Source organism: Pseudomonas sp. LTJR-52 (genome assembly GCF_003691465.1).
GTDB lineage: Bacteria > Pseudomonadota > Gammaproteobacteria > Pseudomonadales > Pseudomonadaceae > Chryseomonas > Chryseomonas luteola.
Genome location: NZ_CP033105.1, coordinates 3,626,529 through 3,642,751 on the forward strand (window position 1 = coordinate 3,626,529; position 16,223 = coordinate 3,642,751).

The window sequence follows — 16,223 nt, forward strand, 5'->3', positions numbered from 1 at the left end:
AAAAAGATCAGAGGACGCGGTGCAAGAACCTCTTACACCGCGAAGATCACGACGCTTGTACCCCGTTAGGCCATTGCTGCCTGATAGCGACGAGCAACTTCAGACCAATTGACTACATTGTAAAAGGCACCAATGTATTCCGGACGACGGTTCTGATAACGCAGGTAGTATGCGTGCTCCCATACGTCCAGGCCCAGAATAGGCGTATTGCCATTCATGATGGGGCTGTCCTGGTTAAGTGTACTTTCAACAACCAGTTTCTTTTCAGGCGTCACGCTCAACCATGCCCAGCCACTGCCAAAGCGAGACACCGCAGCCTTGGTAAAGGCTTCTTTGAATGCGTCCATACCGCCCAGCTGGGAATCGATAGCCTGAGCCAATTCACCTTCCGGGTTACCACCGCCTTGCGGAGTCATAACGGTCCAGAACAGAGAGTGGTTGGCATGTCCGCCGCCGTTGTTTACTACCACACCACGCTTATCTTGAGGCAGCTTGTCCAGTTGAGTCAGCAGTTCTTCTACCGGCAAGGACTCAAGGCCAGTCCCCTCGAGCGCAGCATTCAGATTATTGATGTAGGTCTGATGATGCTTGGTATGGTGAATTTCCATTGTCTGCGCATCGATGTGAGGCTCCAGTGCATCGTAGGCATAGGGTAAAGCTGGAAGCGTATGAGGCATGATGTCGTCTCCTGATGTGAGGATAACTATCGTCTGCCTAAGGGCAGACCCGTGTTGCTCGAACGTTCACGTGTTTACTGCTGAGTGAAGCGCGCCAATGAGGCTTGACGCTGGAAGTTATTAGCTATGGGTTAACTGGACAGAATTAAAGACCTGTCACCCCATAAAACCAGACCTCATAAGAAATGAGATTCTTTATCAATAACATATCTAACAGATTCGACAAACGAAAGCGACGTTTTACGCCTGCCTACAGTAGTTTGATTGGCAGGCGCAAAAGTTTGAATCAACGTCCGGCCAGAGTCATGGACTCAATCAGCACCGATCCGGTTCGAATACCACCGCGACGATCTACATCCGAACCGATCGCAACGATGTTACGAAACATATCCTGAAGACGCCCCGCAATAGTGACTTCCTGCACCGGAAACTGTATTTCGCCGTTTTCGACCCAATAACCGGCAGCGCCCCGTGAATAGTCGCCCGTTACCAGATTGACCCCCTGCCCCATGAGTTCGGTTACGAGAAGTCCTTTGCCCATGCGACGGATCAGGGCCGCCTGGTCATCACTGCCGTGACTGACAAACAGGTTATGCACGCCTCCGGCATTGGCTGTACTTTGCATCCCCAGTTTGCGGGCGGAATAGGTGCCCAGCAAATAGGAAACCAACTCACCCTTATCGATAAAGGGCTTGGCATAGGTCGCCAGTCCTTCATTGTCGAACGATGCACTGCCCAATGCCCTGGGGATTAATGGACGCTCATCGACAGATAACCACTCGGGGAAGAGTTGCTGCCCCATTGCGCCTTCCAGGAAGGTCGTCTTGCGATAGAGGTTGCTGCCAGAAATGGCAGCCAGAAAATTACTGAACAATCCTGAGGCCAGTTCAGGCGCAAACAGCACAGGAACCTGGGCCGTCGGAACCGGACGAGCCCCCAAGCGACTCACCGCCCGTTCTGCTGCGCGCTGACCGATATAGACAGGGTCCATCAACTCTTCAGCCACACGATTGACGTCGTAAAAGTAATCGCGCTGCATATGGCCATTACTTTCCGCAATCATGACGCAGCTCAGGCTGTGGCGACTGCTGGCGTACCCACCGATAAAGCCGTGGCTGTTGCCATAGATACGACAGCCCTGATGAGTGTTGAGGCTTGTCCCATCAGCATTGGTGATTTTGGGATTGGCGGCGAAGGCCGCTGACTCGCAAATAAGCGCTTTCTCGATCGCCTCGTCAGGCGTAATGCTCCAGGGATGGAACAGGTCCAGGTCAGGTAGGCTCTTGGCCATTTTTTCCGGATCGGCCAAGCCTGAATATTCGTCTTCGGAAGCGTGCTGAGCAATGGCAAGAGCCGCGGCTACTGTCTCACGGATAGCATTTTCGCCCGTTGCGGACGTACTGGCCGAGCCCTTGCGGTGCCCTACGTACAAGGTAATACCGAAGCCCTCATCACGATTGAACTCAACCGTTTCAACCTCGCCCTTGCGAACGGTTGTAGATAACCCCTGCTCAACAGATACCGAGACCTCACAAGCAGTGGCACCCTGCTGACGCGCCTCTGCCAAAATGCGCTCGACCTGTTCACGCAAGGCAGGTAAGGCAGCCGGGCCGACAGCTTCCACGGATTGATTCATGCTTCTCTCCTATACAGCGTTGGCAGCCCGGCGGACCGGACAACCGACCTTCAACTCGTTATGATGGCGACCTTTAGTTATGGACCACCCTCATGTCTGATTTTCTTGACGACGACTCCTTCTCCGGAGAGAAGAGCAAATCGCAGATCAAGCGCGAATTGCATGCCCTGCAGGACCTTGGCGCGCGCCTCGCCGGGATGAGCCCTGACCTGCTTGACCGCCTCCCCTTGACCGAGCCTTTGCGCCGCGCTTTGGCCGAGGCTCCCAAGCACAAAGCCAACGTCGCCCGGAAGCGACATACCCAGTACCTGGGCAAACTGATGCGCGATCAGGATCTTGATGCGATCATGGCCATGCTCGAACAAGTCGATTCCTCGACCCGCCAGTACAACGAGCGCTTTCACGCCCTTGAACGCTGGCGGGATCGTCTGCTGGGTGGTAGCGACGAGGTCCTGCAGGCCTTTGTCGAAGACTACCCGGACGCTGATCGCCAGCACCTGCGCCAGTTGATCCGTCACGCCCAACACGAGCAGGCGCATAACAAGCCGCCGTCAGCGGCACGTAAACTGTTCAAGTACATCCGTGAACTGGATGATACCAAGCGGGGCCTGCGTTAATACGCGGCCCTTGCCTGCCCGTCAGGCACCCGTTCCTCCTACCGTGATGGCATCAATTTTCAGAGTTGGCTGGCCTACGCCAACCGGAACTGACTGGCCTTCCTTCCCGCACGTGCCAACACCGTTGTCCAGCGACAGGTCATTACCGACCATCGATACCTGAGTCATGACTTCCGGACCGTTTCCTATCAGCGTGGCGCCCTTCACCGGCCGGGTCACCTTGCCGTTCTCGATCAGGTAAGCCTCATTGGTCGTAAAGACGAATTTACCGCTGGTGATATCGACCTGACCGCCCCCCAGGCTGGCGCAATACAGGCCATGCTCGACAGAGGCGATGATTTCTGCCGGGTCGCTTTCACCCGCCAACATATAGGTGTTAGTCATGCGAGGCATGGGCAGATGTGCATAGGATTCACGGCGCCCGTTGCCGGTACGTGCCACTCCCATAAGCCGGGCATTGAGCTTGTCCTGCATGTATCCCTTGAGGATTCCATTCTCGATAAGCACGTTGTAGGCACCTGGCGTGCCTTCATCATCGACCGATACCGAACCACGGCGATCAGGGAGAGTGCCATCATCGACAATGGTGCATAGCGATGAAGCTACACGCTCGTTCATACGTCCGCTATAAGCCGAACTGCCCTTGCGGTTGAAATCACCTTCCAGGCCATGCCCTACAGCTTCGTGCAACAGGACGCCAGACCATCCCGAGCCCAACACAACCGGTAGCGTACCCGCTGGAGCGGCAACAGCCTCCAGATTTACCAAGGCCTGCCGCACCGCTTCGCGCGCGTAGCTCATGGCACGGTCTTCACGCAGGAAGTAACGATAATCCGTGCGTCCGCCACCACCGTTGTTGCCACGTTCCCGGCGACCATTCTGCTCGACGACCACATTGACATTGAAGCGCACCAGAGGGCGTACATCCGCCGCCAGCGTTCCATCGTTGGCGGCGACAAGCACTTGCTCCCAGACACCGGAAAGGCTGACCGTAACCTGTTGGATACGGGGATCCAGAGCCCGCGTGGCTACGTCAATATTTTTGAGCAGCTCGACTTTCTCTGCACGGCTCAAGACATCCAGTGGGTTTTCTTCGGGGTAAAGCCGTACCGGCTCGATGTGGCTGAATACCTGAACCTTGCCGTTATCCCCACTGCGTGAGATGGAACGTGCAGCCTGGGCAGCCTGGCTCAAGGCATCCAGTGTGATGGCGTTACTATAGGCAAACCCGGTCTTTTCACCTGATTGAGCACGGACACCAACGCCTTGGTCCATATGAAAGCCGCCTTCCTTGACGATGCCGTCCTCAAGCAGCCAAGACTCGGAAATCATGCTTTGGAAATACAGATCGGCGGCGTCGATTCCTGGTCCCGCCAGTTGATGAAGAACCACTGGCAGGCTGTCGATTTCAAGCCCACCTGGATTGAGAAGATGTTGACTGACAGAAGTCAGGTATTGGCTCATGCTTACTCCAATAGCCGAAAGGTCTTATGCAAGGCGTGCACAACACGTTGAAACAACACAGATCTTCTTTATTGACCTTAGCGCGTCTTGCGCGTTGTGCTTAATGGAAATGCCCAATCAAGTCGATTGTGGTCATTCGTGGCTTGGCAAGGGCGATGTTGCAAAACCAAAGCGACGATGCTGAGCAATCGGCATCTGTTCGCGTAATGCTTGTTGCTGGACAATATCACGCCGTCCAATCATGACAGCTTCCCCTGTAGGCGACTCTTCAAGGACGCGCCCCCAAGGATCGATAATAGCGGAGTGGCCCCAGGTTTCCCGACCTCGTGGATGCAGACCTCCTTGCGCAGCAGCCAGAATATAACATTGCGTTTCGATAGCCCGGGCACGTATCAAGATATCCCAATGAGCCTTTCCCGTAACAGCCGTGAATGCCGAAGGCGCAGCAATCAACTCGGCACCGGCCTCACGTAGAGAGGTGTACAACTCAGGGAAACGCAAGTCATAGCAAACCGTCAAACCAAGCCGCCCTACAGGGGTATCCGCCACGACGATATCCTGGCCTTCCGCATAGTGATCACCCTCTCTATAGCTACCCTGCCGATCATCTACACGGGCATTGAAGAGATGCAGCTTGTCATAACGAGCTACTCGCTCCCCTTGATCATTGATCAACAGGCAGCACGCCCTTGGCTTGGCATATGGCTGATCATCTGGAGGAAGCGGTAATGTCCCGGCGACAATCCAGAGCCCCAATGTACGAGCAGAACAGCTTAACCAAGGCAGAATGGGCCCTGCTCCTAGCGCCTCCGCCTGGCCGATCATGGAAGGATTGGAGTGACCGATCGCAACGAAATTCTCGGGCAGGACTGCCAGCTGTGCTCCAGCCTTGGCCGCCTGCTCAAGCAGACGGTATGCCGTAGCAAGATTGGCCTCTATGTCGTCTTGGCTGACCATCTGGATTACCGCAAACGTCATAGCCCACCTCGTATTGACTTGTCTATGCTACGCAGAGGATCCGCTTACGCTCAACCGACTTCTTCTGTCATGGCAGAACAGTCGCATTTCTTTGCGCAGGGTTCACTTCTTGCCCAGTGTCATCTGTGGATTTTGCCAGGGCCCATGGATGTGATAGTTCACACTGGCCATGCGGGTTACCCTGTCACCAATCAAGCGATCCACAATGAACAGGGCTCCGCCTATGGCAGGTGCTCCTGCAATCAATGCCGCGATAGGCAGCGAGTTGGTCAAGGGCAATCCAACCTGCAAATGGGCATCGACCTGATCATGAGCCAGGTCCAGCGTACCCTGCATCTGCATATCGGTAGAAGGGCCATCCAGAATGATGGGTTTCCGGGTTAGAAAAACACCGTTTTGCGCCTCCAGTAACCCGCTGATCGTGTCGTAACTCAGGCCGCGGCCAAAAATATCGGAAAAGTCCAGCCGCAGCCGCCGCCGTATGGCCTCAAAATTGAGCAGGCCAAACACCCGGAGCGCTGATGCAGAGCCTTCAACCTGACGCAACTGTCCGTTACGCAGGCTGGCATCCAGTGTGCCGGACAGACGATTCAGCCCCGCCCAGGCTGGCGATCCAGGCCAGCTGACGTTGGCATCAAGACGAAACTCGCGACTGGTCACACTGGATGCAAACTTCCAGGCCAGCAATACATCGGCAACGTTGTCACCCGAGAGACGACCGCTATACCGTGTACGCGTAGTGCCCGGCAACCCCTCCCAATTCATCGTACCTTCGACCTTCAGCCCCTTCAGATAGAGGTTCAGGTCTGAAAAGCGCACTCCTGCCGTCGTTGGCCGGATCCTGAGTCGCTGTGCGCCAACAGGCTCACCGCCCAGCGAAAGGGTATCAATCGATACGTCCATTGCTGGCAGGCCATGCGGGTCGATATTCGCCAGGGGATCAGGACTTTCGACGGGCTTGGCGCCCCCTGCCGGAGCAGCATGACTGGGAAAGTCCAAGTGTTTGAGCGCAAGCGTAATGGGTACCTTGCGGTCTTCCGGCAACCGTACCTGGCCGGCAATGACCGAGCTATCGAGCGTAAGCACCCAGACATTACTTTGTGGTTCCAGCTGAACAGCGAGGTTTTCGACGGTCTGACCGAAACCTTCGAAATGCACTACCTTGAGCTGCCCGCCCGCAAGTATTGAGAGCATGGAGTCGGGCGAGGCAGGCCCACCACCGGAGCGCGTAGCCGGTTCCTTACCAGGCGTAACGTACTTTTCGATAGCGACCTGCCATTCACTCAGCACGAGACGATCCAGGACGCCACGAACACGGATTCCCTGACCGCTCGGGAGATTGGCTGTGCCATTTCCCAGAACAACCTCACCACGGGCCTTGGTCAAGCGATCCGGCGGTGCGACGATAACGGCATCCGCCAAGCCTTGATATGTCGCCTCATAACGACGCTCGGGCCCATTGAGTGTCATACTGAAAAAACCGTCATGGGCGGTCTGCGGATCCTTGCCAAACGGTGCTGGCAGATCAATAGTTACCCCTTGAAGATTCGAGGCTACTACGATTTCGCTGGCCTCGTTTGCCAGGGTCAGGCTCATGCGATACGGAATATCGCCTGACACTGGCAAGGGCCGGCCTCCAACACCCAGCCATTGGGTAAGCTGACTGAGCGCTACCTTGCCCTCAGCCACGAGGCGGGTCTTGGGATCGGTCTGGTTCCCTTCGGCGAACGCCTTGCCGTGGGCCTGACTGCCCAATACCTGCGCCTTGATATCCGGTGCGCTCAAGCCTCGTGTCGTGTCATAGCGAAACGCACCGCGGATATTGGTGACATCGAGCATGGGATTTGCCAGCTGTAACCGGGCCCCATTAGCCACGAAATCCACAATCACCTTGGGCGGTAGCCCATGATCAAAAGGCAAATCCAGGTCAAGCTTACCCTTTAGAGCCCCTTCCCCCCGCCATCCCTTAAATGTCTCGGCTGTCGGTAACGGCGTCTCCTGCAAGATCGTGAGCCCGTCCTTTACACTACTGTCCAAGTCACTTTTCAGATACAGATGGACCGTACTGCCATCATGTCGCAGCGGGATGGTGACATTTGCCTTGCTGACCTGGGTATCCAGGATTCGCCCCTCCGGTACCTGAATGCGAACGGCATCATCTTCAATGACTATATCGCCGCTGGCCTCACGCAACTCTGGCCAACCCGGCTGGTAGGCAAGCAACGCGTCGTGGACGCGAAAAAAAAGACTCATGGTACGTGCACCCGGCGGTGCATCGTGCATCAGGGAACCCTGATACTGGTAAATACCTTCATCGATATGGCCACCCTTGATCGCAGTCTTGAGCCAGTCAGCCAGAGGGCCACTCATCGCAGGTGTCCGGGTAGGCAGATACTTGGCGGTATAGCGCGCATCACCATTGCGCAGCCCAACACGCAGGTCCATGTAGCTTTCAATGCCTGGCTTGCGCGCCAGCCGAATGAACATGTCACCGGCGGCATCACCCTCTTCACCCGAGACGCGCATCAACGGACTCGACAAGGTAAAGCTTTCATCGCTTAAAGACCAATTCAAGCGCGCTTTGGCTGTACGGTACTGCCACGGTTCAGGAAACAGGGTGGCCAGATGCAGCGAGAAGTTGGTGGTATCCAGCCGCAATTCGCCATGCTGCAGTCCGCCGGTTGCACTTCCACTGGCATTCTCGACAGCCGGCGCACCGTGATAGGCCGAGAACCCTACCTTCTCCAGATTGGCTGCAAACGCCAGACGATCAGCAAGACTTTTCTGGGGTTGGTAGTCCAGCGAGATGTTACGTAGCGCACCATGCGGACTAAGTGCCGATAACGCTGACGCCACATTTTCAGGTAAAGGCGCAAGTGCCTGGACGGCGGCCGTCAATGGTGCCAGATCGAGCCGGTCGGCACGTACCTGCCAGCGACCCGCTGCATCATCGCGCTGAACTGCTAATGTCACACCACTCCAGCGCTTCTCCCCAAGACTTACCGCCAGATCGGAACCGATGGCTCGCCAGCCGTTTTTCTCGCGGGTAAATGCAAGGTTCAGGGCGAGGTCATCAAGACCAGCAGGCGCACGGGTACCATACGAAGCCACCAGCCGAGCCGCATTGAGTCGCAAGGCTGCGTCTTGAGGCACTCCATGAGCCCAGTCAAGCCAGACCTCTCCTCCTGCATGTAACTCATGCAGCTGCCACTGCCGCGTCAGAGTACGCGGCACCCACTGTGCCCAGTCCGTCTGGGGCAGGCTCAAATAGCTCTTGAATCGGCTGTCCTGCCAATGCGCCGAATCGACCTGCCCCTGGACGTCCAACGCCAAGGGCTGCCCGTCAGGTAGATTCAAACGCGCATCGAGACGGACATCGCCGTTACGTCTCGTAGACAGCGTTGCCTCGACATAGCGCAGCGTAAACACTTTTCCTTCGTGGGATAAAACGCTGAGCTGTCCATTGAGTACTGATAGTCGCCCAAGCGAGGGCAGCCACTTGAGAAGCGGCGCGGGATCAAAAGGCTTTTGCTCATCATCACGCTGGGGCAGTCCTGCGATACGCCAGCGCCCATCCGCATCTTCTAGCAACTCGAGTCGCACACCGTCGAGGCTGGCATAACTCAGTATGGGCTGCCAGTGCAGGAGGCTCTGGAACATATTCGGCACAACCCTGATTCGCTCCAGATGCAGAGGTTGGCTGCCCTCACCCAGTTCCAGGTCCTGCAGGTCAATGACAGGATTGAGTCCTTGCCAGCCTCCCTTTAAGGCGCCCAGGCGCACAGGTTGCTTCAAGGCACTGCTCAAGCGCACCTCAACGTCGGCTCTATACTCGGCAACGCCCGGCATGAGTTGGCGCCCTACGCTGACATAAAGCGCCAGCAAGATCAGGATCAGAGCACACAGACCGAAACCAAGGCGCAGGAGTGTTCCGATGAAGCGGCCCAACCCTGCCATCAGCCTAAGCTCAGCGGCTTACAGCAGTACAACATCATATTGCTCCTGGGAGTACATAGGTTCGACTTGAAACTTGATCGTTCGACCGATAAAAGCTTCCAGGTCCGCTACATTGCCTGACTCCTCATCAAGAAGACGGTCTACCACCTTCTGATTGGCCAACACGAGATAGGAGTTTGCCTGGTAAGCGCGTGCTTCGCGCAAAATTTCACGGAAGATTTCGTAGCAGATAGTTTCAGCCGTCCGCAGCATGCCGCGTCCCTGGCACGCCGGACAAGGCTCACACAGGACCTGCGACAGGCTCTCACGTGTGCGCTTGCGCGTCATCTGGACGAGACCAAGCTCAGTAATGCCAATGATGTTGGTTTTGGCGTGATCGCGCTCCAGCTGCTTCTCCAGATTGCGAAGCACTTGGCGCTGATGCTCTTCATCTTCCATATCGATGAAATCGATAATGATGATGCCGCCCAGGTTTCGCAGCCGTAATTGCCGGGCAATTGCCGTAGCTGCCTCAAGATTGGTTTTGAAGATCGTCTCTTCCAGGTTACGGTGCCCTACGAATGCACCTGTATTCACGTCTATCGTAGTCATCGCCTCGGTCTGATCGATGATCAGATACCCGCCCGATTTGAGCATGACCTTTCGCTCAAGCGCCTTCTGGATTTCATCCTCGACGCCATACAAATCGAAAATCGGACGCTCGCCAGGATAATGCTCCAGGCGATCGGATACTTCAGGCATCAGCTCGGACACGAATTGGCCAATTCGCTGGAAGTTTTCCCGCGAGTCCACACGAATCTTTTCACTGCGCGGACTGACCAGATCCCGCAAGGTACGCAATGGAAGGTCAAGGTCTTCATAGATGGTCGTAGGCGCAGGCACCTTGTTCATCTGAGAATGAATCTGAGCCCATAGCCGCCGCAAGTAGCGGATATCCGCCTTGATTTCATCTTCACGCGCGCCCTCCGCCGCCGTACGAAGAATAAAGCCACCGGCTTCCTCGATACACTCGTTGGCGATGCACTTTTCAACAATATTCTTGAGCCGTTCACGCTCGGCTTCGTCTTCAATTTTCAGCGAGATGCCCACATGATTGGTCTTGGGCATGTACACCAGATAGCGCGAGGGAATTGAAAGGTGCGTCGTCAGGCGCGCCCCCTTGGTTCCGATCGGATCCTTCGTGACCTGAACGACCAGACTTTGCCCCTCATGAACCAGGGCACTGATGCTTTCGACAGCACTGCCCTCACGGGTAGAAATCTCGGCAGCATGAATAAAGGCGGCCCTGGCCAGCCCAATATCCACAAAGGCCGCCTGCATCCCAGGCAGGACTCTGACAACCTTGCCTTGATACAGATTGCCTACAATGCCCCGGCGCATCGTGCGTTCGATATGAACCTCTTGCAGAACGCCGTTTTCAACAACCGCCACCCGAGACTCCATCGGGGTGATGTTGATCAAGATTTCTTCGCTCATAGACTTATCCATTATTCGAGGTGTCTTGCAGCTTATCGGTATCGGCGCTATCTAGGGTATTAACCTTTTCAACGAGGTACATTGGGCTGCCAGCATGGTATGCCAAACGTTGATAACAGCTCCGCTGTTTCACAAAGGGGGAGTCCGACGATGCTGCTATAGCTTCCCGCTATATGTTGAACAAAGACAGCGCCCAGCCCCTGGATTCCGTAACCGCCTGCCTTGTCGGCCGGCTCACCGCTTGCCCAATAGGCTTGACGCTCGTCTTCACTGATAGGCCTGAACGTTACTTCGCTCAACACGACGCGTGCCAGGCACAGATCTTTACTGGCTACGGCAACTGCGGTCAGAACGGTATGCGTCTTGCCGCTCAAGCGAACCAACACGGCCATGCCATGCTCGCGGCTTTCCGGCTTGCCCAGAATATGCCCATCCAGCACGACGCTAGTGTCAGCTCCCAGGACGCAATCAACCGTATCACCAGACAAAAGTGCCAGACCTGCCTGTGCCTTGCTTCTGGCAAGACGTTCGACATAGGCATCTGCCGTCTCGCCAGGCAGCACGGCCTCATCAATTTCGGCCGAAAGACGTTCGAACGGCACACCGATTTGCTCAAGCAACTCACGACGGCGTGGAGATCCGGAAGCAAGATACAGACGTGGCATAGAAGGCTCCTTGAAACGCTCACGTCAGCAGATCAGCCGCCGACGCCACGTCAACTTACATTGAAACGCGTTCGTAAATCACGTAGCACCAGATATACCCAAGGCCAGAGCAAGGCGCTGACCAAGGAGGGTGCAAGAAATACCAGTGTGGGTGGACGATTACCCGTCAACGTATTCAGCCAGAGCTGAACCAGCTGCGAGATGCCATAGACGACCAGCAGCACAAAGCCCTGCTGCCAAATGGGAAAGACGCGAAGCCGCTGTTGTAATGATTGCACCAGAAAAACTACCAGGCTCAGAATCAGGGCATTCTGGCCAAGCAGATTTCCGTACAGTACGTCCTCTGCCAATCCGAAAACCCAGGCCGTACTCAAGCCTACCCGGTGAGGCAGCGCCAACGTCCAGAACGTCAAGAACATGGACAGCCATAAGGGCCGCCCGATTTCCATGAAGTCCGGCATTGGCGCAACGGAAAGCAACAGCCCCACCAACAATGTCAGCCAGATAACCCAGCCGTTATGGCCGATCCGAAAGGCCATTAACGGGCCTCCTGGGCGCGTTGTGTCGAGGCAGCCGGGGCCTGGCTGGCCTGCGGCTTGGCGGCAGGCTTCGCGGGCTGAGCCTGGGGTTTAGCCGGCTGAGCAGCCGGAGCCGCCGCATTGGTCGCCGGTGTCTTGTTATTGCCATTGGCTGGCTGAGCGGAATTATTAACCTGGGCGGGCGGGGTTGCCGCTGGGGTTGTTCCCTGCTGCTCCTGGGACACTTTGCGATCCGCTTCTTCCTGGGCCCGGGCAGCATCGTAGGCCCGTTCCTCAGGTGTACGTGGATCACTGAAGACCAATAGCACATAGCGACTGCGGTTCAGCTTGGCAGTGGGTACAGCTCGCACGATGGCAAACGGTTGCCCTGAGTCATGCACTACTTCGGTCACGGTTGCGACCGGGTACCCCGCAGGAAACCGCTGCCCCAAGCCAGAGCTGACCAGTAGATCGCCTTCCTTGATATCCGCGGTATCCGCCACATGGCGCAGTTCAAGACGCTCAGGGTTACCAGTTCCCATGGCAATGGCACGCAAACCATTGCGGTTGACCTGAACAGGAATGCTATGAGTGACGTCCGTCAACAGCAGGACACGGGCGGCATAGGGCATGACTTCGACCACCTGCCCCATCAACCCACTGGCGTCTAACACCGGCTGGCCGATAAAGACCCCATCCTTCGCGCCTTTGTCGATCAGGATACGGTGAGTAAATGGATTCGGATCGACGCCAATCAGCTCGCTGACCAGCACTTTGTCGTCTACCAGGGCGGCAGAGTTGAGCAATTCTCTAAGTCGTACGTTTTGCTCGGTCAAAGCCGCCAGCTTTTGCAGGCGACGCTGCATAAGCAGTGCTTCAGCCTTGAGGCGCTCGTTTTCAGCCATGATCTCAGTACGGCTGGAAAACTGATCGCGCACGGCTTGCCAGGCACGAACCGGGAGATCGGCTGCCCAATAGAATGGTGTAAGCACCAGGCCCATTTCGCTGCGCACCGGCTTCAGATAATCGAAGCGGGCATCTACCACCATCAGGCTGACAGACAGAACAGCCAGAGCCAGCAGACGGACGCCAAGCGAAGGACCCTTGGAAAATATACGCTTGATGGTCTCGTCCTCGAAGCGTCAATCATGACAACATCAAGGCCCGCCATGCAGGCCCTGATATTCATGCATGCGACTTATTCGGTGGAAAGAAGATCCATAGCGTGACGGTCCATCATCTCCAACGCCTTGCCGCCACCGCGGGCAACACACGTCAGAGGATCTTCCGCCACGATCACCGGCAGGCCGGTTTCCTGCGCCAGGAGCTTGTCCAGATCACGTAGCAGAGCACCACCACCGGTCAGGACCAGACCGCGCTCGGCAATATCCGAAGCCAACTCCGGCGGGGACTGCTCCAGGCAGCTCTTGACCGCCTGGACGATGGTCGCCAGCGATTCCTGCAGGGCTTCCAGCACTTCGTTGGAGTTCAACGTAAAGCTGCGCGGTACGCCTTCAGCCAGATTGCGGCCGCGGACGTCGATTTCACGCAGGTCACCGCCCGGGTAGGCCGTACCGATTTCCTGCTTGATGCGCTCAGCGGTAGATTCACCGATCAGGCTGCCGTAGTTGCGGCGGACATAGGTCACGATCGCTTCATCGAAGCGGTCACCGCCTACGCGTACGGACTCGGCATAGACAACACCGTTCAGGGAGATCAAGGCGATCTCGCTGGTGCCGCCACCGATGTCCACTACCATCGAACCACGCGCTTCTTCAACCGGAAGACCTGCGCCAATGGCAGCTGCCATCGGCTCTTCGATCAGGAAGACTTCACGGGCGCCAGCGCCCAGAGCCGATTCGCGAATGGCACGGCGCTCGACTTGGGTGGACTTGCACGGTACGCAGATAAGTACACGGGGACTTGGCTGGAGAAAGCTGTTCTCGTGAACTTTGTTGATGAAGTACTGCAACATTTTTTCACAAACGCTGAAGTCTGCAATCACACCATCCTTCATCGGTCGGATCGCAGAAATATTGCCAGGCGTACGACCCAGCATGCGTTTGGCGTCGGTACCGACGGCAACTACACTCTTCTGATTGCCATGCGTACGAATGGCAACAACGGATGGCTCGTCAAGGACAATACCGCGATCCCGGACATAAATGAGGGTATTGGCTGTACCCAGGTCGATCGACAGATCGCTGGAAAACATGCCACGCAACTTTTTGAACATGAAGTGACCCTAGGCGGTGGCGTCAGGCACGCAGATGAAACGCGTGGGAAAAATTGCGGCAGACTCTAACAACGGCAGGGATTTTGAGCAAGGCGGTGATGTGCTAGATTGCTCGTTTCTGCGGCCCTCTTAGGCCTTTCTTAACGCGGTGCTTGACCGCCTACCGTGCAAATCTCTCGATTTATGACTTTCGCCATGGTCAAGCCCCGATATTGCTGGAGAATCCGATGGCGCTCGAACGCTCCGACGTCGAAAAGATCGCTCACCTGGCCAGACTAGGCCTTAACGATGCCGATATTGAACGGACCACCGGGACGTTGAATGACATCCTCGGCCTGATTGATCGCATGCAGGCCGTCAATACCGATAACGTCGAACCCTTGGCGCACCCGCTGGAAGCCGTACAGCGCCTGCGACCGGACGAAGTCACCGAAACCAATCAGCGTGACGCCTACCAGACTATCGCCCCGGCGGTCGAGAACGGCCTGTTCCTGGTACCCAAGGTGATTGAGTAATGAAGGACACCCCTATGCATACGTTGACCCTGGCCGAGATCAGCCGTGCGCTATCGGCAAAGGAAGTTTCTGCCGAGGAATTGACTCGCGCCCTGCTGGACCGCATCGCCCGGGTTGATCCACAGCTCAACAGCTTTATCACCGTGACGGAAACACAGGCCATTGAGCAGGCCAAAATCGCCGATCAGCGCCGATCAGCGGGCGAAACCGGCGCGCTCCTAGGGGCACCGATCGCACATAAAGACCTCTTCTGCACTCAGGGCATTCGCACCAGTTGCGGCTCGAAAATGCTTGATAACTTCATCGCGCCCTACAACGCCACTGTGGTTCAGAAGCTAGCAGATGCAGGCGTTGTAAGCCTGGGCAAACTGAATATGGACGAGTTCGCGATGGGCTCGGCCAACGAATCCAGCCACTACGGCCCGGTCAAAAATCCCTGGGATATCTCTCGTATTCCAGGCGGCTCTTCAGGTGGCTCATCGGCGGCAGTAGCGGCTCGCCTCGTCCCGGCTGCAACCGGTACCGATACCGGCGGCTCGATCCGTCAGCCTGCGGCACTAACCAACCTGACTGGCCTCAAGCCTACCTATGGACGCGTTTCCCGCTGGGGCATGATTGCGTATGCCTCCAGTCTCGATCAAGGCGGCATGCTGGCTCGCAACGCCGAAGACTGCGCCCTACTCTTGCAGGCAATGGCAGGCTTCGACCCCAAGGACTCCACCAGCGTAGACCAACCGGTCGATGACTATCTGGCCTGCCTGGACAAGCCGCTCGCCGGCCTGCGCATTGGCCTGCCGAAAGAGTATTTCGGTGAGGGCTTGGACAGCCGTATCGCAGATCTTACGTTCAAGGCTGTAGAAGAGTTGAAGGCGCTGGGCGCAACCGTCAAAGACATCAGCCTGCCAAACATGCAGCACGCGATTCCTGCCTATTACGTGATCGCACCGGCGGAAGCGTCTTCCAACCTGTCGCGCTATGACGGCGTACGTTTCGGTTATCGCTGTGAAGACCCGGCAGATCTGACCGACCTATACAAACGCTCTCGCGCAGAAGGCTTTGGTGATGAGGTTCGCCGCCGGATCATGGTGGGCACCTATGCACTTTCTGCCGGTTACTATGATGCCTACTACCTGAAGGCACAACGTATCCGCCGCCTGATTAAGAACGACTTCATGACCGCCTTCAATGATGTGGACGTCATTCTTGGCCCGACGACGCCCAGCGTGGCGTGGAAACTCGGCGAGAAAAACAACGATCCCGTGGCTGAATACCTGATGGATATCTATACCATCACTGCCAACCTTGCCGGCGTTCCTGGCCTTTCCATGCCGGCCGGCTTTGTCGACGGCCTGCCCGTTGGCGTACAGCTGCTGGCCCCCTACTTCCAGGAAGGCCGCCTGCTCAACATCGCCCATCAGTACCAGAAGGCAACTGATTGGCATACGAAAGCCCCGACTGGGTTCCTGGAATAGAAGGCAGAGGAC

13 protein-coding genes are annotated in these 16,223 nt (G+C 56.5%); 3 read left to right on the top strand and 10 right to left on the bottom strand.

From position 1 onward, the window contains the following. Positions 1 to 65: 65 nt before the first annotated feature. Together EAW52_RS17000 and pmbA are read right to left on the bottom strand one after the other, a co-directional pair. The gene (locus EAW52_RS17000; protein ID WP_010797278.1) at positions 66 to 677 is read right to left on the bottom strand and encodes a superoxide dismutase; all 612 of its coding nucleotides are present in this window, start codon (positions 675 to 677) and stop codon (positions 66 to 68) included. Positions 678 to 963: 286 nt separating this feature from the next. Continuing rightward, a complete protein-coding gene (pmbA, locus tag EAW52_RS17005) occupies positions 964 to 2,313 on the bottom strand; it encodes a metalloprotease PmbA (RefSeq protein WP_122043323.1) in 1,350 nt (449 codons plus the stop codon). Between the two features lie 92 nt (positions 2,314 to 2,405). On the opposite strand from pmbA, the gene yjgA reads away from it, so the two are divergent. Beyond that, a complete protein-coding gene (gene yjgA / locus EAW52_RS17010) occupies positions 2,406 to 2,930 on the top strand; it encodes a ribosome biogenesis factor YjgA (protein WP_019365680.1) in 525 nt (174 codons plus the stop codon). 21 nt (positions 2,931 to 2,951) lie between these two features. Here yjgA and tldD read toward each other — a convergent pair whose 3' ends face one another. From tldD to mreB, 8 genes are all read right to left on the bottom strand, one after another. After that, positions 2,952 to 4,394, bottom strand: a complete 1,443-nt coding sequence (gene tldD, locus EAW52_RS17015; RefSeq protein WP_010797275.1) for a metalloprotease TldD — start codon at positions 4,392 to 4,394, stop codon at positions 2,952 to 2,954. A 132-nt stretch (positions 4,395 to 4,526) separates the two neighbouring features. Further along, the gene (locus tag EAW52_RS17020; protein ID WP_122043324.1) at positions 4,527 to 5,372 is read right to left on the bottom strand and encodes a carbon-nitrogen hydrolase family protein; all 846 of its coding nucleotides are present in this window, start codon (positions 5,370 to 5,372) and stop codon (positions 4,527 to 4,529) included. Between the two features lie 102 nt (positions 5,373 to 5,474). Continuing rightward, the gene (locus EAW52_RS17025) at positions 5,475 to 9,329 is read right to left on the bottom strand and encodes a YhdP family protein (protein WP_122043325.1); all 3,855 of its coding nucleotides are present in this window, start codon (positions 9,327 to 9,329) and stop codon (positions 5,475 to 5,477) included. 18 nt (positions 9,330 to 9,347) lie between these two features. Beyond that, complete coding sequence (gene rng, locus EAW52_RS17030; protein ID WP_122043326.1) at positions 9,348 to 10,805, bottom strand: ribonuclease G; 1,458 nt, start codon at positions 10,803 to 10,805, stop codon at positions 9,348 to 9,350. A gap of 68 nt (positions 10,806 to 10,873) precedes the next feature. Then, positions 10,874 to 11,470, bottom strand: a complete 597-nt coding sequence (locus EAW52_RS17035) for a nucleoside triphosphate pyrophosphatase (RefSeq protein WP_122043327.1) — start codon at positions 11,468 to 11,470, stop codon at positions 10,874 to 10,876. 50 nt (positions 11,471 to 11,520) lie between these two features. Continuing rightward, a complete protein-coding gene (gene mreD, locus EAW52_RS17040) occupies positions 11,521 to 12,009 on the bottom strand; it encodes a rod shape-determining protein MreD (RefSeq protein ID WP_010797270.1) in 489 nt (162 codons plus the stop codon). Then, a complete protein-coding gene (gene mreC / locus EAW52_RS17045; RefSeq protein ID WP_372238927.1) occupies positions 12,009 to 13,067 on the bottom strand; it encodes a rod shape-determining protein MreC in 1,059 nt (352 codons plus the stop codon). The genes mreD and mreC overlap by 1 nt, the downstream gene beginning before the upstream one ends. Positions 13,068 to 13,186: 119 nt before the next feature. Then, positions 13,187 to 14,224 (bottom strand): rod shape-determining protein MreB, encoded by a 1,038-nt coding sequence (gene mreB / locus EAW52_RS17050; protein WP_010797268.1) that lies wholly within the window; start codon positions 14,222 to 14,224, stop codon positions 13,187 to 13,189. Positions 14,225 to 14,451: 227 nt separating this feature from the next. Here mreB and gatC point away from each other — a divergent pair, with 227 nt between their 5' ends. Then, on the top strand, positions 14,452 to 14,739 hold the full coding sequence (gene gatC / locus EAW52_RS17055) for an Asp-tRNA(Asn)/Glu-tRNA(Gln) amidotransferase subunit GatC (protein WP_010797267.1): 288 nt from the start codon (positions 14,452 to 14,454) through the stop codon (positions 14,737 to 14,739). Positions 14,740 to 14,753: 14 nt separating this feature from the next. After that, on the top strand, positions 14,754 to 16,211 hold the full coding sequence (gatA, locus tag EAW52_RS17060; protein WP_122044840.1) for an Asp-tRNA(Asn)/Glu-tRNA(Gln) amidotransferase subunit GatA: 1,458 nt from the start codon (positions 14,754 to 14,756) through the stop codon (positions 16,209 to 16,211). The last annotated feature ends 12 nt before the right edge of the window (positions 16,212 to 16,223 follow it).